This window comes from Pseudomonas sp. zjy_15, assembly GCF_043101865.1.
Classification (GTDB): Bacteria; Pseudomonadota; Gammaproteobacteria; order Pseudomonadales; family Pseudomonadaceae; genus Aquipseudomonas; species Aquipseudomonas putida_Y.
Window position 1 is genome coordinate 1 of sequence record NZ_JBICII010000011.1, and the last position, 18,894, is coordinate 18,894.

Consider the following 18,894-nt stretch of genomic DNA (forward strand, 5'->3'; position numbering starts at 1 on the left):
ACAGCATCGCGCAGGCTGTCGTAGGAGCGGGTTCACCCGCGAATGGGCCGCAACGCGGCCCCGGCTATCTCAGGCCAGTTCCTCGGTCTGATCCTCACGCACAACCGCTTTCACTTCATCCAGCCGGCTGATGAACTTCCAGTCCGCCTCGTCGATGTAGATGCCGTTCGGCCCGCTGCCACCTTCCAGGTCGATCGCAACGTGCGCCGAGACCTGTGGTTTCACACTCGCCAGGATCGGCACGAAGCCCAGTTGCTGGCTGGTCTCCAGCAGTGCCGCCTGGTTGCGTTCGTCGATGTCTGCCGCTTCGTCCAGGTAGTACGGCAGGCGAATGCGCCCGGCCAGGTCTCGGTCCATCAGGTGCAGCAACAGGTACATGTTGGTCAGCGCCTTGATCGTCATGGTGGTGCCGTTGGACGCCGCGCCGTCAATGTCGGCGTGGATGATCGGCTGGCCATTGACCTTGGTGATCTCGAACGCCAGCTCGAACAGGTCCTTCAGGCCCAGCTGGTTGTGGTTGGCCGCCACCAGCCGTGCCAGGTACTCCTTGGCCTCTTCGTTCTTGTTGTCCTGGTCCGCGCTTTGGGTCAGGTCGAAGACCGACAGGGTTTCGCCTTCTTCGTACTGGCCGGCACTGTGGATAATCTGGTCGATGTGCTTGAGCGCTTCCTTGTTCGGCGCCAGTACCACGCGGAAGCTTTCCAGGTTGGACACCTGGCGCTTGTTGATCTCGCGGTTGAACAGGGCCAGCTGGTGCTCGAGGCTGTCGTAGTCGCTGCGGATGTTGCGCAGGGTTCGGGCGATATCGGTGACCGCGGCGCGGCGTGCCTTGGCCAAGGTCAGGGCTTCGTCGGTACGGTGCGCGTAGGCGTTCACCAGCAGTTGCAGGCGGCGTTCCATATCGTCTTCGCTGTCGAACTTGGCAACGCCTTTCAGGCGCACCTGGGCGTACAGCGCCTCGATCTGGTTGTCCACTCGCTGCAGGCTTTGCCAGCTGTCCTGGTAGTCATTGAGCAGCGGCAGCAGGTTGTCCATCGAGTCGTCAATGGCTTCCATGTATGGCGTGCCGTAGGGCAGGTCGGCCGGCAGCAGCTGGCGGCGGCGCAGGGCGTCTTCCAGGGTGCGCTGCTTGGACTCGAGGTCGCCGAGCTGGCGGCCGACCAGTTGCAACTTGGCTGACAGCTGCTGGACGCGCTCGGTGAAGGCGTCGCTGGAGCGCTTGAGTTCGTCCTGGGCCGCTTCCAGTTGCGAAAGCTGTTCCAGTTTCTCGGGCTCTTCGGCGGCGAGGGTCTGGCTACGGCGGAAGTCTTCCAGCGCCTTCTGCGCGTCCAGCACTTCCTGGTACAGGGTTTCGGTCTGCGCTTTGGAGGCGGAGCGGTCGGCGGCCACGGCCTGCTGGGTCTTGAGCTGCTTGAGCTCTTTTTCCAGGCGCTCTTTCTGGTCGCGCAGGGCGGCGCGGTCGGCCAGGGCCTGCAGTGCCGGCGGGTCGATGTGGGTCAGGTCAATGGCCAGGCCCGGGGCCTCGAAGCGTTCGCCCTTGAAGCCGTCGAGCACCGCTTCCAGCGATTTTACCCACAGGTCGCTGTCGTCCAGCTCGATACCGCGATCGCCCAGCGGCAGGCTGAACAGCGCGCCGTTGAACAGGCGCATCAGGCGGTCGACGTCCTGCTGCGAGAACTCTTCGCGCAGGCGGGCATAGCTATTGTTGTCAGCGTGATCCAGCTGCTGCTTGACCTGCTTCAGGCGTTTTTCCAGGTCGCGTACGCGCTCGTCGAGGTCTTCGGCACTGAACTGGCGTGACTGGGCCAGCGCGCCGGCCAACTCGTCGTGGGCGTCCTTGGCCGCCAGCAGTTGCTGTTCCAGCACCTTGACGTCATCGACCAGCGCAAAGCGGTGCTTGAGCACCGACAGCTCGCCTAGCCAGCGCTGGATACCGGTAATTTCACGCTCCAGGCGCATCAGCTCCTGGGTGCCGCCGCGCTGGTCGTTCTGCAGGCGGTCCTGCTCGCCACGGTAGTGCTCGGACTGGATGACCAGCTCTTCCTTGCGCGCCATGGCGTATTCCTGCCAGGTGCCCAGCAGGGTGTCGAGCACAGGCGAAATGCGGTGCAGCTTGCCACGCAGGATGTCGCGCTGGGCCACGCCACCGGCCAGGGCCTCGACCAGCGGACCGGCAGCGACCAGGGCGTTGTAGTCTTGCTCCATGCGGCGTACGTCGCGGAAGGCTTCCTCGCATGCAGCGATGTAGTCGACGCTGCCCGAGCGCAGGCTGTGCTCGAAGGCGTCGAGGAACAGCTGCTTGAGTTTGGCGGCGGTGATCTCACGCATGTGCAGCAGGTTGATGAACAGCGCGCGGAAAGTTTTCAGGCTTTGCTCGCTGGTGGAGCGCAGCGGGATCATGGTCAGGTCCAGCGGCACCGAGGTATGCCCGCCCACCAGTAGTCGGCGCAGTTCGTCCGGCTTCAGTTCGTAAGCCTTGATCCCCAAGCGCTCAAGGTTGGTGAACAGCTCTTTCTGACGCAGGCAGGTGTCGTTCTTCTGGTAGTGGGCCAGGTCCAGTTCGCCCTTGTAGGCGAAGAACTGGTGGCCGAAACCGCCACCCGGGCCGCGCCCGACCACGCCGATCACGTGCGGGCCGTGAGGCAGGCTCAGTTCGCAGAGAATGTACGAGGTATCGCTGGCGAAGTAGAAGCGGCGCGACTGCTCAAGGCTGTACTTGCCGAAGCTCATGTCCGACATGCGTGCCAGGATCGGGAACTGCAGGGCGTTGATCGACGCCGATTTACCCAGGTTGTTGGCACCGTATACCGACAGCGGGTGCTCCAGCGGGAACAGGCCAAGGCTGTAGCCGGCGGTGTTGAGCAATGCGAAGCGGCGGATGCCGTAGCGTTCCTGGCTCATGCGTCAATCTCCTGTTGCTCTTCGCGGATGGCCCGGGCCAGCGCGTCCTCTTCGCTTTCCTCGCCCTGGAAAGGCGTGAGGTCGAGCGGGTCGTCGGTACGGTTGAGTTCTTCGGCGCTTTCGTCCTCGACCAGTACTGGGGTCGGCAGCGGCAGGGCGCTGTGCAGGGTGGCGGCCAGGTCGCGGTCCTGCTGCACCGAAAGGCACACATCGAGGAAGCGGTGCATGGGCGGCAGGAAGCGGTAGATGCCGCCTTCTTCATGGGCGAAGCCGAGCTGGGTCATGCGGCGCAGGATTTTTTCTTCCAGCTCGTCCACGGTCTGCACTTCGGCCTGCAGGAACAGGTCGCGGTACTTGTCCAGCAGCGAGGGCAGTTCGTCGCGGCCGATGCTGCCGCCATCTAGCACGGCCATCGGGTCGCGGCCCTGGTCAGCAAGGTGCTCGACCAGGATGAAGGTGAACAGCGACAGGCGCTGCGCGGTCTTGTTGACCTGCGCGGCGGTCATGTCCGGGACGAAGTAGTAGAAACCACGGGTGTCGCATACCAGTTCGAAGCCCAGGGCCTTGAACAGGGTGCGGTACTGGTCCTGGAAGTTCGACAGCTGGGCGTACAGCTCAGGGTCGCGCCGGCTGACGTGGAAGCCTTTGAACAGCTCGCGGAAGATCGGCGCGAGCTGGGACAGTTCGGAAAGATCAAGATGCATGGGCTGGGCTCGCGTTGGGTTCGGTAGGCGCGCTGGGGGCGTCTTCGCGGCTGGAGGTCAGGGCGAACGAATGCAGGCTGACCAAATGTTCCTGAGTGGTGTATTCGCGGCGGTCGAGGCGTTCGCGCTTGAAGCGCTTTTCCCGCGACAGGCGCGAGAACCAGTACAGCAGCTCGTCGGTGGCGCCTTCGGGCTCCTGCTCCAGTAGCCAGACCATCAGGTCGGGCAATGGCAGGGCCTGTTCGCAGCGTTCGGCCATTTCCTTGACCGTGCGCGGGGCACGGGGCAGGGCGCCCGACTGGGTCTTGTGGGCTTTGGGGAAGCGCGCCGGTTTGGGCTCGAAGCGGGCCAGTGCGTAAACGTAGGCCTCGACCTGGCTGGCACTGCCAAGGAAGGTGCTTTGCGGGCGGGTGAACATCGGCATGGCCGCTTGCGGCACGGCATCGATGCCCTTGCGCCGGATCACCGACAGGGCCAGTGCGGCGCCGCGAGTCACGGCGTTGTGCCGGCGGGCTTCTTCGCGCAGCGGCAGCAGCAGTTCGCGGGCGTGGCGCAGGGTCAACTGGGCGCTGGTCTGCATTTCAAGGATGCGCGCGTGGGTGCGCAGCAGCATGTCGTCGTCGACCAGGTGGCCCAGGCGCGCTTGTTCGCCCAGCAGTTTCAGCAGCACGGTCTCGACCTTGCGTACACCCTGCTCGAAGGCGCCGTCGGCGTTGACCAGCTGAATCATCGGCTCGACGTATTCGTCCCAGGTGGCCAGTACTTCTGCATAACGCTGGCGCAGCGGAATCTGGCGGTTGCTGGTCTTGGCCCGTTCGGCCACGGCCACCAGCGCCTGCTCGTCGTTGTCGAGCTTTTTCAGCACATCGCGCACGCGCATGTCGAGCAGGCGCAGCTGGCGTGCCAGGTCGTCGCTGTCGCGGTTGTCGAAGGCATCCTGGATGTGCCCGGCCAGGCGCTCCAGGTGACGCAAGTAGGCTTCGATCTCCAGGCACAGGCCCAGCCGGTGTTCGCGGCGCAGGTAGGCGAGGAAATCGTGGATCTGCGCGTTGAGCTCGAAACGGTTCGGGCTTTTGGCCACCGGGACCAGGATATCCAGGCGGATCCACACGTCGAGTAGCTGGGTGATGTCCTGCGGGGTGCTTTCGAGCTGCTGGCGGGCCACATGCTGGCGCAGTTCGACCAGGCTCAGGGTGCCCTGGTCGAAACGCTCGCACAGCGGCTCGATCAGGGCCCAGTGTTCGGCTAGGGCGCGCAGGACGCGCTTGGGTTCGATCATTGGCTTCGACTCGTTGCCAAGAAAAAGGGGGCGATTGTACTGCATTCGCGGGGGTGGTTTTTACCCCTTGGTCTGTAATGAGAGATAACCATGGGATGTGTAGGTGTAGGGCGTTGTTGATGCGGTGGCGCTCGGTCTGATAGGCGCTGCAAAAACCACGGCGTACACGTTAGAATGCCCAATTGCCTTCACGCCCTCGGATATCCGCCCCTTGCTGACCGAACCCCGTCGCCGCGCCTACCTTTCCGCCATGCAAGTGGTGCACTGGCTGCCGCGTGCCGAACTGCCGTTCGCCGCACCGTCGCGGCCCGAGCTGCTGCTGCCGGTTGTGCCGGTCGAGGACATCGATTTCGAGGTCAGGCCGGCATCGGCAACCAACGAAACGCCCGTCATCCCCCAGGCCCGCTCCGGCGAGCGGCCTAAAATCGAGATCCCGCGCCCGGGCAGTGTGGCAAAACCCGCCGTCAAGCCCGCCGAGGCACAAGAGCAGCCCGCTGCTCCGCGCCCGGCGCCGGTGCCGCCACCGCGCTTTTCGCTGCAGTTGTTGCGCGCCGGCAGTTGCCTGCTGTTGGTGGAACTGGCCACCGGTCAGCCGTTCCAGAGCCGCGATCCCTCCTATCTGCTGCTTAAGGACATGCTGCGCGCTGCCGGCCTGTCCGACGCCCCGCAGATCATCGGCGAGCCGGTGCGCTGGCCACTGCTGGTGCGCGGCAACATGGACCAGGGGCCGGAGGCTGCGCGCGATTTCGTCCAGGGCTTCGTTCAGGCGCGCCTGGAAGACGCCCCGTGTACCTGTCTGTGGCTGGTCGGCCTGCCGGCACTGCGTTTTGCCGCCAATGCCGATGCCGACGCCTATTACCAAACCCTGACGCTCGACGGCCTGGGCGACGCCTGGGCATTGCCGGGCCTTGAACTGTTGATGGACGAGCCGCAACGCAAGGCGGACGTCTGGAAAGCCATGCGCCAGCTGATGGCGCGCTGGAAGAGCGTTGAATGAGTGACTCGATCAGCTTCCGCCCGATGACCGAGGCGGATCTGGATGCCGTACTCAAGATCGAATATGCCGCATTCAGTCATCCCTGGACACGTGGAATTTTTCAGGATGCGCTCAAATCGTACGAAGTCTGGCTGATGTTCGACGGCCAGCAGCAAGTGGGCCATGGCGTGATCAACGTGATCATCGATGAAGCGCACCTGCTCAACATCACCGTAAAACCGGAAAACCAAGGGTGCGGCCTGGGCCTGCGCCTGCTCGAGCACCTGATGGCCCGGGCCTATCAGCTCAATGGCCGCGAGTGTTTTCTGGAAGTACGCGCCAGCAACCAGTCGGCCTATCGTTTATACGAACGTTACGGTTTCAACGAAATTGGCCGCCGCCGCGACTATTACCCGATCGCCGGCGGCCGTGAAGACGCTCTGGTAATGGCCTGTACCCTGTTCGAAGACTGATCTTGCAGGGGCGTACCTGGGCGCGCAGGCTTTGTTCTCGGCAGGGACGGATAAAGAATGAGACAACTGCTTTTGGCAGCGGGCCTGTGTATCGCAAGCGCTGCCCACGCGGACGAGCGCGACGTGTGGATGTTCGCCCAGTGGGCGGGTGATCATCAAACCCGCCCCTTCCGTGAAATGCTGGTAGATGCCCGGCTTTACGGTGTAGTGCCAATCCACCAGTTGCTGCGCTCGGCATCGGACTGGAAGTTGTGCCATGCATCGCCTTTCGCCGTGCCGCCCCCCGGCAATTGGGCGGCTGTACGCTCGACCCTCGCGTTGATCAAGGCCCTCGACGATCAAGGCATCCTGCGCCAGTTCGAGGTGGTTTCGGCTTACCGTGAGCCGCGCCTGAACGCCTGTGCGGGCGGGGCGGCCAACAGTGCGCATACCCGCGCTTTCGCCGTCGATATACTGCTGCCGGCCTGGGCCGATCCCAATCCGCTGTGCCGTTTCTGGCAGCAGCATGGGCAAACCTGGAACATGGGGCTGGGCCGCTACCCATCAGGCCGTATCCATTTGGATACCGCCGGCTATCGCACCTGGGGTGGCGATGGCAGCGCAGGGGCGTCGTTCTGCATCAAACCCAAATGAGCCAGGCAGCCTCGGCTTTCGTCCATTACCCACTCGGCGAAGCGCTGGCGCTTGCTGCTGTCGGCCAGAGGCTGTGGGCTGAGCAGGTGGTAGGCCGAGCCATCGCGCATAAAACCGAACGGCGCCTGCAACTGCCCGCTGTCGAGTTCGTCGCGCACCATCAGGGCTGAGGCAATGGCCAGGCCCAGGCCGGCGCTGGCGGCCTGAATCGACAGGTAGAAATGCTCATAGTCGCTGCGTTCGCTGTGTCGCGCTTGCTGGCCGCTCAGGCGCAGCCAGGTGGGCCAGGCAGCGGGGCGGGAGGTGCTGTGCAGCAGCCGTTGGCCCTCAAGGAGGGCAGGGGAGGCGCAGTGGCAAACCGGGCCGATCCATTCGTCGCAGATTTTCTGGCTGTACAACTGGTTGTCCCAGTGGAAGTCGTCGCGGCGAATTGCCAGGTCGACACCGTGGCGGACGAAATCCAGCGGGCCGCCTGCGGCGACCAGGTGTAACTGAAGGTCGGGGTGGGCAGCATGGAATCGCGGTAAGCGCGGGATCAGCCAGCGCATGGCGATGGTCGGCTCGCAAGACAGCACCAGCACATTGTCGCGAGCTTGTTGCTGCAGGCGCTGCACGGCGCCTTCGAGTTGTTCGAAGATCGCCTGGGTGGTGCCTTGCAGGGCACGGCCGGCGGGGGTGAGGAAAATGGCCCGGTTTCGGCGCTCGAACAGTTCCACGCCAAGGCTTTCTTCAAGCAGGCGAACTTGGCGGCTGATCGCGCCGTGAGTGACATGCAAGTGCTCGGCGGCACGCACGAAGCTCTCGGTCTGGGCGGCGATGTCGAAGTAGCGGAAGGCGTTGAGTGGCGGCAGTTTCATGATATCCCTGTGCAGCTGTGTCGGGCTCTTCGCGGGTAAACCCGCTCCTACATGGCCACATATTTCCCTGTAGGAGCGGGTTTACCCGCGAAGAGGCCAAGGCAGGCTGTACATATCTGTGAATAAAACTATCAGATTCATCTCAGCATAAATCGATTTTTCCGCATCTGTAAGCGCTCGATAATCGGCGGTCTGTGCATTTCCATCGCCTATCGAGAGCCCTCAGCATGACCGAACTCATCGCCGTCGCCCTGTTCACCCTGCTCGCCGTCATCAGCCCCGGCGCAGACTTCGCCATGGTCACCCGCAGCAGCTATGCGCAGGGCCGCAAGGCCGGGCTGGCTGCCGCCATAGGTATCGCCCTGGGGGTGCAGGTGCATGTGTTGTACACGGTGTTGGGCATTGCCGTGATCATCAGCCAGAGCCCGACGCTGTTCTTCGTCATGAAGGTGCTGGGTGCGGGCTACCTGATCTACCTCGGGTACAAGTCATTGACCAACATGCAACGTATCAGCCTGGACGGAGTTGGCCAGTCTGCTGCCAGCGTACTGCAAGCGCTGCGCACCGGCTTTTTGACCAACGCCCTCAACCCCAAGACCATGTTGTTTGTCATCAGTGCCTTCACTCAGGTGGTGCAGCCTGGCAGCCCGCTGGCGCTGAACTTCGCCTACGGTGCGTTCATGTCCGTTGCCCATTGGCTATGGTTCAGCCTGGTGGCGGTATTTTTCTCCAGTACGGCATTGCGCAGGGCGATGATCGAGCGGCAAGTGCTGGTGGACCGGGCCATTGGTCTGGCATTGATCGGGCTTGGCCTGGCTGTGGCGGTGACCGGAATACGTTGAGGCGACGATAGCAGCGCCGAAACCTGTGATTCGGCGCCCGGCTGCTGCGGGATTGGTTGGCGCGGGCATCAGTAACTTTTTCGCAGGCAAAGAAAAAGGGCTTACCTTGCGGTAAGCCCTTCGTCTTGTTTGGTGGCTACACAGGGACTTGAACCCCGGACCCCAGCATTATGAATGCTATGCTCTAACCAACTGAGCTATGTAGCCGATGGCGCGCATTATTCTCTTGAACGCCCCCCCTGTCAACACTCAATTCAAAAAAAATTTGCACGCTTTCAAAAACTTAGCGGCCAGCCCCGGTTTCAGTGCACCAGAAGCCAGTACCCGAGCACGTCCAGCAACTGCAACTGCTGGGCTGCAGCCAGGGATTGCAGGCTTTGGCCAGGCCGGTCCAGGTTGAAGTCGCCGCTCACACGGCGATGGGCCACTTGTTCATCCATCATCCACAGGCGCTGCCCTTGGTAACCGGCGAGGCGCTCCAGCACCTGCCTCAATGGCATGTCTGTGGCTTTCAGGCGGCCATTGCGCCAACTGTCAGCGGTTTTCAGATCAGCCTTCTGCACCCGGCCGATGCGTGTGTCATCGAAGGTTACCCGCTCACCTGCCGAGACCATTCGCTGATCCCCCCCCTGGGTGACCATGGCCTTGCCACTGAATACCACGAGTTCGTCACGCCCTGCATGGCGGGCTATCTGCAAGCGCGTGCCGTATACCTGGATGCGTGCGTTGCCAACTTCCACTTCCATGGCCCGCCCGTCGAGCATCACTTCCATATGCACCTGGCCCTGCACCAGGTGCAGTTGGCGGGTGCGGCCGCGCAGGTCGATGTTCATCGCGCTGGCGCTGTCCAGGTTCAAGGTCGTGCCATCTGCCAAGCGTATGCTGCGGCGTTCTCCCTCATCGGTGTGCAGCTCGCTGGTCAGACGCTGCATCAGCGGCCAGTACAGGTAAGCAGCAGCACCCAACCCTAGCAAGAACGCAAGCGCCAACCATTTACCCAGGTGACTGCGACGGACAGTGACATGCCGTGGGCGAGGGCGGGCAGGTGCTGGTTGCAGCTGTTGCCAGAACGTCTCGAGCTCGGCGTAGGCGTGGGCGTTCTCTTGTACCTGGCACCAGGCCGCGAATGCTTGGCGCTGTGTTTCGTCGCAACCGGGTTGGCGCAGCAACGAAAACCACTCCAGCGCGTCCTGCTGTGGGTCGGGCTGCAGCTGCTTGGCGGGCATCGGGCTCATGGGTTAAGTCTGCTCACGACAGGGGCCGTTTCGCCCAACGATGACAGGAGTGTTTAGCAGAGGATGCTAATTATATTGAGAACCATTTTCAAGTGCGTGGTGACAGGGGGATAAAAAAGGTAGCTATGTATCTATTTGTTTCCCGATAATCGGATCCCAAACCTGAGGACGGAGATTTAGGCAAATGGCCACCAGTAGTGCCTCCACCGCATCCCCCCCGGCAGCGGCAAGCCAAGCCACGCCGTTGGTGATGCGTATCATCGGCTTCTGCGCCTTGGCGCACTTGATCAACGACCTGATCCAGGCGGTGCTGCCGGCAATCTACCCGATGCTCAAGGCCAACTACGACCTGAGCTTCGCCCAGATCGGCATGATCACCCTGACGTTCCAGATCACCGCCTCGCTGTTGCAGCCTTGGGTCGGCTTCTTTACCGACCGCCGGCCAACGCCAGATCTGCTGCCGCTAGGCACCCTGTGCACGTTGGTCGGGATCGTGATGCTGGCCTTCGTTGGCAGCTTCCCGATGATCCTGCTGGCGTCGGCGCTGGTGGGCATCGGCTCGTCGACCTTCCACCCGGAAACCTCGCGCATTGCAAGGCTGGCGTCGGGCGGGCGCTTCGGCCTGGCCCAATCGACCTTTCAGGTCGGTGGCAACACCGGCTCCGCTCTGGGCCCGCTACTGGCAGCGGCCATCGTCATTCCGTTCGGCCAGACCCATGTGGCGTGGTTCGGTGTGGCCGGGCTGTTCTTCCTCGGCGTCACCCTGATGCTGCGCGGCTGGTACAAGGAGCACCTCAATCAGGCCAAGGCGCGCAAGGCGGTTCAGGCTACCCACGGCATTTCGCGCAATCGGGTAATTGCGGCGTTGATCGTGCTGGGCCTGCTGGTGTTTTCCAAGTACTTCTACATGGCCAGCTTCACCAGCTACTTTACCTTCTATCTGATCGAGAAGTTCGGTGTGTCGGTGGCCAGCTCGCAGCTGCACCTGTTCCTGTTCCTCGGCGCGGTGGCGGCGGGCACCTTCTTTGGCGGGCCTATCGGTGACCGTATCGGGCGCAAGGCTGTGATCTGGTTTTCGATACTGGGCGTGACGCCGTTCACGCTGGCGCTGCCGTATGCCGATTTGTTCTGGACCACAGTACTGAGCGTGGTGATCGGCTTTATCCTGGCTTCGGCGTTTTCCGCGATCGTGGTGTATGCGCAAGAACTGGTGCCGGGCAGCGTGGGCATGATTGCCGGTATCTTCTTTGGCCTGATGTTCGGTTTTGGTGGCATTGGCGCTGCGCTGCTGGGGTACGTAGCGGACCTGCGGGGTATCGAATATGTATACGGGTTGTGCTCGTTCCTGCCATTGTTCGGATTGTTGGCGGTGTTCCTGCCAAGTACAGGTAAACGCTGAATGCACCGGGGGCCTGGCAGAGGCCCCAGGGCAATTGACGAGCCCCCTGGAGGTGGCTAGAGTGCCGCCTCTTTTTCAATCACCTGCGTAGTAGCCAAAGCAATGCGCCGTACCCAGTCCCTCCCACACACCCGTCAGCCTGCCTTCCAGGCACTGCGTCGTGCATGGCCGAGTGACACGGTGCTCAAGCGCCGCCGCAGCGTGCTGTTTGCCTTCACCTTCTCGCCACACCTCGCCTGAACTGATCTGCGCTTTCGCGTCGCTCGCCATTCTGGCGTGCGCGCCTGTTTCTGCACGTCTTTTCGGTTTGCCAGGAGTGGTACATGAACATGCGTTTATTGGCGGGCTTGTTGTTCGCCGTTTCTGTCGTTGGTTTCAGTTTGGGGGCCAGCTTGCCGCTGGTGTCGTTGCGTCTGCATGAGGCGGGGGCGAGCACACTCGAAATCGGCATCATCTCGGCCATCCCTGCCGCCGGCATGATGCTCTCGGCTTTTCTGGTCGACGTCTGCTGCCGCCATCTCACCCGGCGTACCATCTATCTGCTGTGTTTCAGCCTGTGCACGGTCAGCATCGCCTTGCTCGAGTCGGCGTTCGGCTCGTTGTGGCTGCTGGCGCTGCTGCGCTTGGGCCTGGGGCTTGGCATGGGGATCGCCATCATCCTCGGCGAGTCGTGGGTCAACGAATTGTGCCCCGAACATAACCGCGGCAAGATCATGGCCCTGTACGCCACCAGCTTTACGGGCTTTCAGGTGCTCGGCCCGGCCATGCTGGCAGTGCTGGGCGCCGACAGCCCGTGGATCACGGGTGTCGTCACGGTCTGTTATGGGCTGGCGCTGCTGTGCATCGTGCTGACCGTGCCCAACGACCATGTCGCGCACGAAGAGGGCGAAAAAAGCTTCGGTTTGGCCGGGTTCTTCCGGGTGGCACCGGCGTTGTGCATGGCGGTGCTGTTCTTCTCGTTCTTCGATGCCGTGGTGCTGTCGCTGCTGCCGGTGTACGCCACCAGCCATGGCTTTGCCGTTGGCGTGGCGGCGTTGATGGTGACGGTGGTGTTTGCCGGTGACATGCTGTTCCAGCTGCCGCTGGGCTGGTTGGCCGACCGGGTTGAGCGCACAGGGCTGCACCTGGCGTGCGGGCTGGTGGCGATGGTGATCGGCATCGGTTTGCCCTGGCTGCTGAATCTTACCTGGCTGCTGTGGCCATTGCTGGTGGTGCTGGGCGCGGTGGCGGGGGGCATCTATACCCTGGCGCTGGTGCTTATCGGGCAGCGCTTCAAGGGCCAGGATCTGGTCACTGCCAATGCCAGTGTGGGCTTGCTGTGGGGCGTGGGCAGCCTGGTCGGGCCGCTGATCAGTGGAGCGGCCATGAATGTCGCGCCGCATGGTTTGCCCATGGCGCTGTCACTGATGGCCGGGCTGTTCGTGTGCTTTGCCAGGCAGTCATACCGGCGCCGTGGGCGGATACGGGCTGTGGCGCAGTAGTATTCCTTTACGCCGCGCCGATGCTTACCCAGTAGCGCGTCCTGTACTCGACCCGTACGGGCAGGCTGCGGGTGAGCAGTTGCAGGATTTGCCCGGTGTCAGCCAGCTGATAGGTGCCTGAAACCTTCAAGCCCGCCACTTCTGGAGCGCAGCGCAACAGCCCCGGTCGGTAGCGGCCGAGTTCGCTGACAAACTCGGCAAGTGGCATCTGCTGCACGCTGAGTACACCTTCGGTCCAGCCCCAGGGGTCGTTGTGCAGCGTTCTGGCCTGAATGCTGCCGTTGGTTCCGACTTGCAGGGTTTCACCCGGCAGCACTTGCCTCGCTGAGGCCGAGGCAGGGAACAGCGTGACTTCACCACGACGCACCGACAGCAGCAGTCCCTGGCTGTTATCGCGTAGCAACAGCTGACCATCGAAGGTGGTCAGCGGGCCGACATGGGTGGCGACGTGGAACGGGCGGTTGTCGTTGGGGTTGCTGTCCAGGCTGACTTCGCCATGGATCAGTTTCAGCTGGCGTTGCACCGCGCTGTAGCGCAAATCGATGGCACTGGCGGTGTTGAGCTGGAGACGGCTGCCGTCACTGCCTTGCCATTGGCGCCGTTCGCCTGTGGCGGTGCTGGTGTCGGCCAGCAGCTGTGGCAGGCCTAGCGGTTCGCGCGCGGCCCAGCCCAGGCTGCCGCCCACGGCCAACAGCCCCAGCAATTTCAGGTGGTCCCTGCGGCTGGCTTTTGGGCGCTGGCTAGCGTCCAGGGTGCGTCGGCTCAGGTCCTTGGGCAGCCCGGCCAGTTCATCGCCCAGATTACTGACCCGCTGCCAGGCCAGGCGGTTGTGTGGGTGGCTGGCCAGCCAGTGCTGGAACTGCTGCTCGGTGCGCGGGCTGGGGCTGTCGAAACGCAGCTTCACCAGCCAGTCGATGGCCTGATCGACCTGCACCTGTGCGGGTGTACCCTCAGGCATCGGCATAGCGCAACCGGTAGCAGGCGCCCAGGGCTTTGGCCAGGTCGCGCTCAACGGTGGCCCTGGACACCTCCAGACGTTGGGCAACCTGTACGATGCTCAAACCGTCTAACTGGGCCAGCAGGAACGCTTGGCGGACGCGCGGTTTCAACTGCTGCAAGGCGCGGTCGAGGCGTTCCAGGCTATCGAGGATGACAAGCTTATGCTCTTCGCTGGGCACTTCTGCTTCGGGCAGGTGAGCCAGGCTTTCCTGGTAGGCCCGCTCCAGCGCGCGGCGGCGAAACTGGTCGATCATCAAGCCACGGGCGATGCTGCTGAGGTAGGCGCGCGGTTCTTTAAGCGGCGACACCTGGCGGGCGCGCAGCAACCGCACGAAGGTATCCTGGGCCAGGTCTGCGGCATGTTCACTGCAACCGACCCGGCTGCGTAACCAGCCACGCAACCAGGCGTGGTGAGACTGGTAGAGCAGAGCGACGTCGGTGGGCTTGAGCGTGTCGTTGATCTGCATCGTAGAGAAGGCCCAGTCCAGTGATATGTGCGATTGTGAATAGTTCTCAATTCTATGCGGGGAAGATGGCGCGGAGCAATGGCATGTCAAAGATTAGCTGCGCAAGAACCGGCGTTTGCCCGATGAACGGCTGCGCTAAGCTGGGCCTGCACTCGACTTGATGGAGGTGCCATGATGCTGGCCGACCTTTCGCCTGAGGCCTATCGCGAGGCCACGCAACACCTGGCTGCACTTGACCCGGATTGGTCGCGGCATATCGCAGCGATCGGGCCCTGCCTGCATCAGGCTACGCCGGGACGTGAGCCTTATGAGGCGTTGGTGCGGGCGATTGCCTACCAGCAGTTGCACGCCCGTGCCGCCGAGGCGATCCTCGGGCGGTTGCTGGCGCTGTTCCCGGCGGATGATTTTCCGCAGCCAGAGCAGTTGCTGGCGGTAACCCCGGAAACCCTGCGTGCCTGCGGCTTTTCGGCGAGCAAGCTGGTGACGGTCCAGGGCATTGCTCAAGCCACCCTGGAGGGCCTGGTACCGACGCGGGAGCAGGCGTTAACCATGACTGACGAGGCGTTGATCGAACGCCTGGTGGCGCTGCGCGGGGTAGGGCGGTGGACGGTGGAGATGCTGCTGATCTATAGCCTGGGGCGTTCTGACATTCTGCCGGTGGACGATTTTGGCGTGCGCGAGGGGTATCGGCGGCTCAAAGGGCTGGAGACGGCGCCGACACCGGCGCAAATGCGTTCGCTGGGCGGCGCCTGGCGGCCGTTTCGTACCGTGGCGGCCTGGTACCTGTGGCGGGCCTGAGGTTTTTGCATCGCCCGTACAGGCAACAACATATCCGGGAAACAAAGATGAATCTCTACACCACCCCCGACCAACGCTGGCAAGCCGTAGAGAGCCGCGACACTGCCGCCACAGGCCACTTTGTCTACGCCGTACGTACCACCGGCGTCTACTGCCACCCCGGCTGCAAATCACGCCAGGCCAAGCGCATGAACGTCGAGTTCTACGACTCCGCTGCGGCCGCCGAGGCTGCCGGCTACCGTGCCTGCAAACGCTGTATCAGCAAGGCCAGTACCACCCGACATAGCCAGCTTGTCACCCACGCCTGCCGCTTGATCGAAGCCAGCGACCCCGCGCCAAGCCTCGACCAACTCGGTGCACGGCTGGCCGTCAGCCCTTTCCACCTGCATCGGCTGTTCAAGGCTGAAACCGGGGTCACCCCCAAAGCCTACGCCACGGCCTTCCGTGCCCGGCGGCTGCGTGCGCACCTGGAAGACGGCCAGCGTTCGGTCACCGATGCTATCTACGACGCCGGCTACAACTCCAACAGCCGCTTCTACGAAAGCGCCGACCAGCGCCTGGGCATGCGCCCCCGGCAATACCGCGCCGGCGGCGCCGGGGCAACCATTCACTTCGCTCTTGGGCAGTGCTCGCTGGGTGCAATACTGGTAGCCCAGAGCGACAAGGGCATCTGCGCGATTCTGCTGGGCGACGACCCCGAGGCCTTGTTGCACGACCTGCAGGACCAGTTCCCCAAGGCCCACCTGATTGGCGGTGACAGCGCCTACGAACAGCTGGTCGCCGAAGTGATCGGTTTCGTCGAAGCGCCGGCCTTGGGCCTGGCCTTGCCGCTGGATGTGCAAGGCACCGCGTTTCAGGAGCGGGTGTGGCAGGCGCTGCGTGAGGTGCCGGCCGGCAGCCGGGTCAGCTACACCGACATCGCCGAGCGCATTGGCGCCCCCAAGGCTGTGCGGGCGGTAGCCATGGCCTGCGCGGCCAACCCTATTGCCGTGGCCATCCCTTGCCACCGCGTGGTGCGCCGGGATGGCGACATCAGCGGCTACCGCTGGGGCGTGGAGCGCAAACAGCAATTGCTGAAGCGAGAAACGGCACTCTCCTGACTGCCCCAAGCCGCGTAGAATCCCCCGCCAAATCGAATTGCTAAGAGGAATATTCGATGAGGCGTGTCAGCCTTGACCGTTATTGCCCGGGTCTGCTTGTCCTGCTGGCCCTGATGCTGGTACTTGCCAGCCCGGCCTGGTCGGCCCCGGCCACGCCATTGTCCAACCTGGCGGCTGCCGAAGCGCCAGCACTGGACGAAAACGCCAGCCTCGAACAGCTGAGCGACCGCTTGGACCTCATCCGCCAGGGCGTCACCAGCGAGGCCAACGACGACGTGCTGTCGCAACTGCGGCTGGCTGCGATGCAGGTTCAGCGTCAAGCTGATGCATTGAGTGCGCAGCGCACTGCCGATGTGGGAAAGCTCGACGACCAACTGAAGGTCATCGGCCCGGCCCAGCCGGACGAGGCCGCTACCCTGACGCAGCAGCGCAAAGCGCTGGAGGCCGAGAAAAAGGCGCTGGTAGCCCAGCAGGATCAGGCCACCAAGCTGACCCAGTCGGCCCGCGACCTGTCCACGCAAATCGTCAACCTGCGCCGCAGCCAGTTCAACTCGCAAATCACCAGCCGTGCTGCCTCGCCGCTGAGCCCGGCGTTCTGGCAGAGCATCATCCGCCCCACCCAGGACGACGTGGCGCGCCTGCGTGACCTGCGCGGCGAGGCGGCCGATGCCATCGGCAGCGCCTTCAGCGCCGAAAACCGCTGGCAGTTCGTTGCCAGCCTGGTGGCAGCGATTCTGGTGTGGACGTTGGTGCGGCGCGTGCTTGAACGCATGCTGGCCAGTGCCATGGTCCGCTGGTTGCCAGACGGCCGCCTGCGCCGCAGCGCCTTGGCTCTGGGCGTTAGCCTGGCAACCCTGGGCACCATCGCCGGCTCGGTTTCGTTGCTGCGCTGGGGGCTGGAAAGCAATGCGCAATTGGGTTCGGACATCGCCAGCCTGACCAACCACATTCTCACTCTGGTAGTGTTCAGTGCCTTCATCACCGGCCTGGGCCGCGCCATGCTGATGTTGCAGCGCCCGTCCTGGCGGCTGCCGGCGATCCACGACCAAGTCGCCAGTGCGTTGGGCTGGTTCCCGAAGGTGCTGGCATTGGCACTGATGTTCATGATGACCATGGAGCGCATGAACAGCGTGATCGGCGTCAGTCTGGCGCTGACGGTGGCCGTCAACGGGCTGACCGCACTGGTGGTGGCGTCCACCTTTGCCGGCGCGCTGCTGTGTTACCGCCGCACCCTGCGCAAGCATGACCTGCAGCGCCCGACGGGCCTGGCCGGGCTGATCCCGTTCGTGATGGTCATCTGGCTGACGTTGATCCTGCTGGCACTGTTCACTGGCTACCTGACACTCGCCTATTTCCTCACCGCCAAGCTGTTGTGGGTCAGCCTGGTGATCACCTGTGCCTACTTGCTGACCACCTTCCTCGGCGACCTGTGCGAAACCCTGCTGTCGCCCCGCCAGCCCGGTGGCCTGGCACTGGCCTCGACCCTGGGCCTGGCGCCTCGTCACCAGGCGCAGGTCAGCACCATACTGGCCGGTGTCGGCCGCACCATCGTGCTGTTCCTGGCGCTGTTGCTGGTGTTGATGCCGTCAGGCACCAGCCCCAGCGAATTGCTGCTGAGCCTTGGCGACTGGGATGGGACCGGGGGCAAGCTACTCGGCAACCTTAACATCGTGCCGCAGGACATCCTGCTGGCCCTGGCGATCTTCCTCGGCGGCCTGTTCGCCATCCGTGTGGTCAAGCGCTGGCTAAGCGATCGCCTGCTGCCGGAAACCGACATGGACGCCGGCATGCGCGCCTCGTTGGTAACCCTGGTGGGTTACCTGGGTTTCCTGTTCCTGGCCATGCTGGTGATGTCGACCCTGCGCATCAACCTCACCAGCCTGACCTGGGTGGTCAGTGCCCTGTCGGTCGGTATCGGTTTCGGTTTGCAGCAGATCGTGCAGAACTTCATTTCCGGCCTGATCCTGCTGACCGAGCGCCCGGTCAAGGTAGGCGACTGGGTCAGCCTGGCGGGTGTCGAGGGCGATATCCGCCGCATCAATGTACGCGCCACCGAGATCCAGATGTCTGACCGTTCCACGGTGATCGTGCCCAACTCGCAGTTCATCTCGCAGAACGTGCGCAACGTGACCATGGGCAATGCGCTGGGTGTGGTCAGCATTACCCTGACACTGCCGCTGGAGACTGATGCCAACCGTGTGCGGGAGCTGCTGCTGGCGGCTTACCATGAGCATGAGGCGATTCTGGACGCGCCCGCTGCCTCGGTATCATTCAAGGACCTGACGGCCAGCGGTATGGTGATCGGTGTGAGTGGCTACGTGGCCGGGCCGCGGCAGGTGTCGGGCACCCGCAGCGATCTTTTGTTCACCATTCTTGGCCGGTTGCGTGATGAAGGTATTCCACTGTCTTCGCCGCAGAGCATGGTGCTGGTGCAGGAAGGTGCGCGGTCGGCGGACGAGTCGGTGTAGGCATCGGGGGGCTGTCCAGCTTGTAGGAGCGGGTTCACCCGCGAAAGGGCCGACCCTGCTGGCCAATCCCCACCCGCCTTTCACCGTTGCCGCCGCCACCGTATTCGCGGGTAAACCCGCTCCTACGCAGATTGGTGGTGGACACGCACCGGGGGTTGGACACAGGCCGTCGTGTAGGAGCGGGTTCACCCGCGAAGAGGCCGGCCCTGCTGGCCAATTTCCCCCCGCCGTTCACTGTTGCCGCCGCCACCGTATTCGCGGGTAAACCCGCTCCTACGCGGA

17 protein-coding genes and 1 tRNA gene are annotated in these 18,894 nt (G+C 63.4%); 10 read left to right on the forward strand and 8 right to left on the reverse strand.

What is annotated here, in order from left to right; all coding sequences use genetic code 11:
• Positions 1–69: 69 nt before the first annotated feature.
• The 3 genes from mksF to mksB are packed head-to-tail and all read right to left on the reverse strand — an operon-like array spanning position 70 to position 4,884.
• Positions 70–2,901 (reverse strand): Mks condensin complex protein MksF, encoded by a 2,832-nt coding sequence (gene mksF, locus ACF8EF_RS01020; RefSeq protein ID WP_176684935.1) that lies wholly within the window; start codon positions 2,899–2,901, stop codon positions 70–72.
• A complete protein-coding gene (gene mksE, locus ACF8EF_RS01025; RefSeq protein ID WP_392528949.1) occupies positions 2,898–3,605 on the reverse strand; it encodes an Mks condensin complex protein MksE in 708 nt (235 codons plus the stop codon). Before mksE ends, mksF begins: the two co-directional genes overlap by 4 nt.
• Entirely contained in the window at positions 3,595–4,884 is a 1,290-nt protein-coding gene (mksB, locus tag ACF8EF_RS01030; RefSeq protein WP_003247449.1) for an Mks condensin complex protein MksB, read from the reverse strand. The genes mksE and mksB overlap by 11 nt, the downstream gene beginning before the upstream one ends.
• Before the next feature lie 211 nt (positions 4,885–5,095).
• Between mksB and ACF8EF_RS01035 the strand changes: the two genes are divergently transcribed.
• From ACF8EF_RS01035 to ACF8EF_RS01045, 3 genes are read left to right on the forward strand one after another with little or no spacing between them, the layout of a single operon-like run.
• Positions 5,096–5,881: an energy transducer TonB gene (locus tag ACF8EF_RS01035; protein ID WP_176684936.1), complete on the forward strand. Its 786-nt coding sequence runs from the start codon at positions 5,096–5,098 to the stop codon at positions 5,879–5,881.
• Complete coding sequence (rimI, locus tag ACF8EF_RS01040) at positions 5,878–6,333, forward strand: ribosomal protein S18-alanine N-acetyltransferase (protein WP_004575708.1); 456 nt, start codon at positions 5,878–5,880, stop codon at positions 6,331–6,333. Before ACF8EF_RS01035 ends, rimI begins: the two co-directional genes overlap by 4 nt.
• A 57-nt stretch (positions 6,334–6,390) precedes the next feature.
• A complete protein-coding gene (locus ACF8EF_RS01045; RefSeq protein ID WP_176684937.1) occupies positions 6,391–6,966 on the forward strand; it encodes a D-Ala-D-Ala carboxypeptidase family metallohydrolase in 576 nt (191 codons plus the stop codon).
• On the opposite strand, the gene ACF8EF_RS01050 is transcribed toward ACF8EF_RS01045, so the two are convergent.
• Positions 6,906–7,823 carry a LysR substrate-binding domain-containing protein gene (locus ACF8EF_RS01050; protein ID WP_392488464.1) on the reverse strand — a complete coding sequence of 306 codons (918 nt, stop codon included), beginning with the start codon at positions 7,821–7,823 and terminating at the stop codon, positions 6,906–6,908. The genes ACF8EF_RS01045 and ACF8EF_RS01050 overlap by 61 nt on opposite strands.
• Before the next feature lie 227 nt (positions 7,824–8,050).
• On the opposite strand from ACF8EF_RS01050, the gene ACF8EF_RS01055 reads away from it, so the two are divergent.
• A complete protein-coding gene (locus tag ACF8EF_RS01055) occupies positions 8,051–8,665 on the forward strand; it encodes a LysE family translocator (protein WP_392460356.1) in 615 nt (204 codons plus the stop codon).
• Positions 8,666–8,795: 130 nt separating this feature from the next.
• Here the strand turns inward: ACF8EF_RS01055 and ACF8EF_RS01060 are convergent.
• Positions 8,796–8,872, reverse strand: a tRNA-Met gene (locus ACF8EF_RS01060).
• Positions 8,873–8,967: 95 nt separating this feature from the next.
• Positions 8,968–9,891 (reverse strand): FecR family protein, encoded by a 924-nt coding sequence (locus ACF8EF_RS01065; RefSeq protein WP_392460360.1) that lies wholly within the window; start codon positions 9,889–9,891, stop codon positions 8,968–8,970.
• A 193-nt stretch (positions 9,892–10,084) separates the two neighbouring features.
• Here ACF8EF_RS01065 and ACF8EF_RS01070 point away from each other — a divergent pair, with 193 nt between their 5' ends.
• From ACF8EF_RS01070 to ACF8EF_RS01080, 3 genes are all read left to right on the forward strand, one after another.
• On the forward strand, positions 10,085–11,299 hold the full coding sequence (locus ACF8EF_RS01070; RefSeq protein WP_176684940.1) for an MFS transporter: 1,215 nt from the start codon (positions 10,085–10,087) through the stop codon (positions 11,297–11,299).
• Positions 11,300–11,401: 102 nt separating this feature from the next.
• A complete protein-coding gene (locus ACF8EF_RS01075) occupies positions 11,402–11,539 on the forward strand; it encodes a hypothetical protein (protein ID WP_209968068.1) in 138 nt (45 codons plus the stop codon).
• Between the two features lie 83 nt (positions 11,540–11,622).
• The gene (locus ACF8EF_RS01080; RefSeq protein WP_392460357.1) at positions 11,623–12,780 is read left to right on the forward strand and encodes an MFS transporter; all 1,158 of its coding nucleotides are present in this window, start codon (positions 11,623–11,625) and stop codon (positions 12,778–12,780) included.
• Positions 12,781–12,787: 7 nt separating this feature from the next.
• Here ACF8EF_RS01080 and ACF8EF_RS01085 read toward each other — a convergent pair whose 3' ends face one another.
• Positions 12,788–13,744: a FecR domain-containing protein gene (locus ACF8EF_RS01085; RefSeq protein WP_176684943.1), complete on the reverse strand. Its 957-nt coding sequence runs from the start codon at positions 13,742–13,744 to the stop codon at positions 12,788–12,790.
• Positions 13,731–14,246 (reverse strand): sigma-70 family RNA polymerase sigma factor, encoded by a 516-nt coding sequence (locus tag ACF8EF_RS01090; RefSeq protein ID WP_176684944.1) that lies wholly within the window; start codon positions 14,244–14,246, stop codon positions 13,731–13,733. The genes ACF8EF_RS01085 and ACF8EF_RS01090 overlap by 14 nt, the downstream gene beginning before the upstream one ends.
• A gap of 171 nt (positions 14,247–14,417) precedes the next feature.
• On the opposite strand from ACF8EF_RS01090, the gene ACF8EF_RS01095 reads away from it, so the two are divergent.
• Genes ACF8EF_RS01095 through ACF8EF_RS01105 form a run of 3 tightly spaced genes read left to right on the forward strand, consistent with a single transcriptional unit; the run spans position 14,418 to position 18,612 of the window.
• On the forward strand, positions 14,418–15,044 hold the full coding sequence (locus ACF8EF_RS01095; protein WP_392460358.1) for a DNA-3-methyladenine glycosylase family protein: 627 nt from the start codon (positions 14,418–14,420) through the stop codon (positions 15,042–15,044).
• A 47-nt stretch (positions 15,045–15,091) separates the two neighbouring features.
• Entirely contained in the window at positions 15,092–16,144 is a 1,053-nt protein-coding gene (gene ada, locus ACF8EF_RS01100) for a bifunctional DNA-binding transcriptional regulator/O6-methylguanine-DNA methyltransferase Ada (protein ID WP_392460359.1), read from the forward strand.
• A gap of 56 nt (positions 16,145–16,200) precedes the next feature.
• Positions 16,201–18,612: a DUF3772 domain-containing protein gene (locus ACF8EF_RS01105; RefSeq protein ID WP_339536045.1), complete on the forward strand. Its 2,412-nt coding sequence runs from the start codon at positions 16,201–16,203 to the stop codon at positions 18,610–18,612.
• The last annotated feature ends 282 nt before the right edge of the window (positions 18,613–18,894 follow it).

Coding starts and splice junctions, on each gene's coding strand:
- ACF8EF_RS01075 (WP_209968068.1), top strand. CDS start 11,402: ATGCGCCGTACCCAGTCCCTCCCACACACCCGTCAGCCTGCCTTCCAG.
- ACF8EF_RS01080 (WP_392460357.1), top strand. CDS start 11,623: ATGAACATGCGTTTATTGGCGGGCTTGTTGTTCGCCGTTTCTGTCGTT.
- ACF8EF_RS01045 (WP_176684937.1), top strand. CDS start 6,391: ATGAGACAACTGCTTTTGGCAGCGGGCCTGTGTATCGCAAGCGCTGCC.
- ACF8EF_RS01065 (WP_392460360.1), bottom strand. CDS start 9,891: ATGCCCGCCAAGCAGCTGCAGCCCGACCCACAGCAGGACGCGCTGGAG.
- rimI (WP_004575708.1), top strand. CDS start 5,878: ATGAGTGACTCGATCAGCTTCCGCCCGATGACCGAGGCGGATCTGGAT.
- ACF8EF_RS01105 (WP_339536045.1), top strand. CDS start 16,201: ATGAGGCGTGTCAGCCTTGACCGTTATTGCCCGGGTCTGCTTGTCCTG.
- ACF8EF_RS01070 (WP_176684940.1), top strand. CDS start 10,085: ATGGCCACCAGTAGTGCCTCCACCGCATCCCCCCCGGCAGCGGCAAGC.
- ACF8EF_RS01085 (WP_176684943.1), bottom strand. CDS start 13,744: ATGCCGATGCCTGAGGGTACACCCGCACAGGTGCAGGTCGATCAGGCC.
- mksB (WP_003247449.1), bottom strand. CDS start 4,884: ATGATCGAACCCAAGCGCGTCCTGCGCGCCCTAGCCGAACACTGGGCC.
- ACF8EF_RS01095 (WP_392460358.1), top strand. CDS start 14,418: ATGATGCTGGCCGACCTTTCGCCTGAGGCCTATCGCGAGGCCACGCAA.
- mksF (WP_176684935.1), bottom strand. CDS start 2,901: ATGAGCCAGGAACGCTACGGCATCCGCCGCTTCGCATTGCTCAACACC.
- ada (WP_392460359.1), top strand. CDS start 15,092: ATGAATCTCTACACCACCCCCGACCAACGCTGGCAAGCCGTAGAGAGC.
- ACF8EF_RS01090 (WP_176684944.1), bottom strand. CDS start 14,246: ATGCAGATCAACGACACGCTCAAGCCCACCGACGTCGCTCTGCTCTAC.
- ACF8EF_RS01050 (WP_392488464.1), bottom strand. CDS start 7,823: ATGAAACTGCCGCCACTCAACGCCTTCCGCTACTTCGACATCGCCGCC.
- mksE (WP_392528949.1), bottom strand. CDS start 3,605: ATGCATCTTGATCTTTCCGAACTGTCCCAGCTCGCGCCGATCTTCCGC.
- ACF8EF_RS01055 (WP_392460356.1), top strand. CDS start 8,051: ATGACCGAACTCATCGCCGTCGCCCTGTTCACCCTGCTCGCCGTCATC.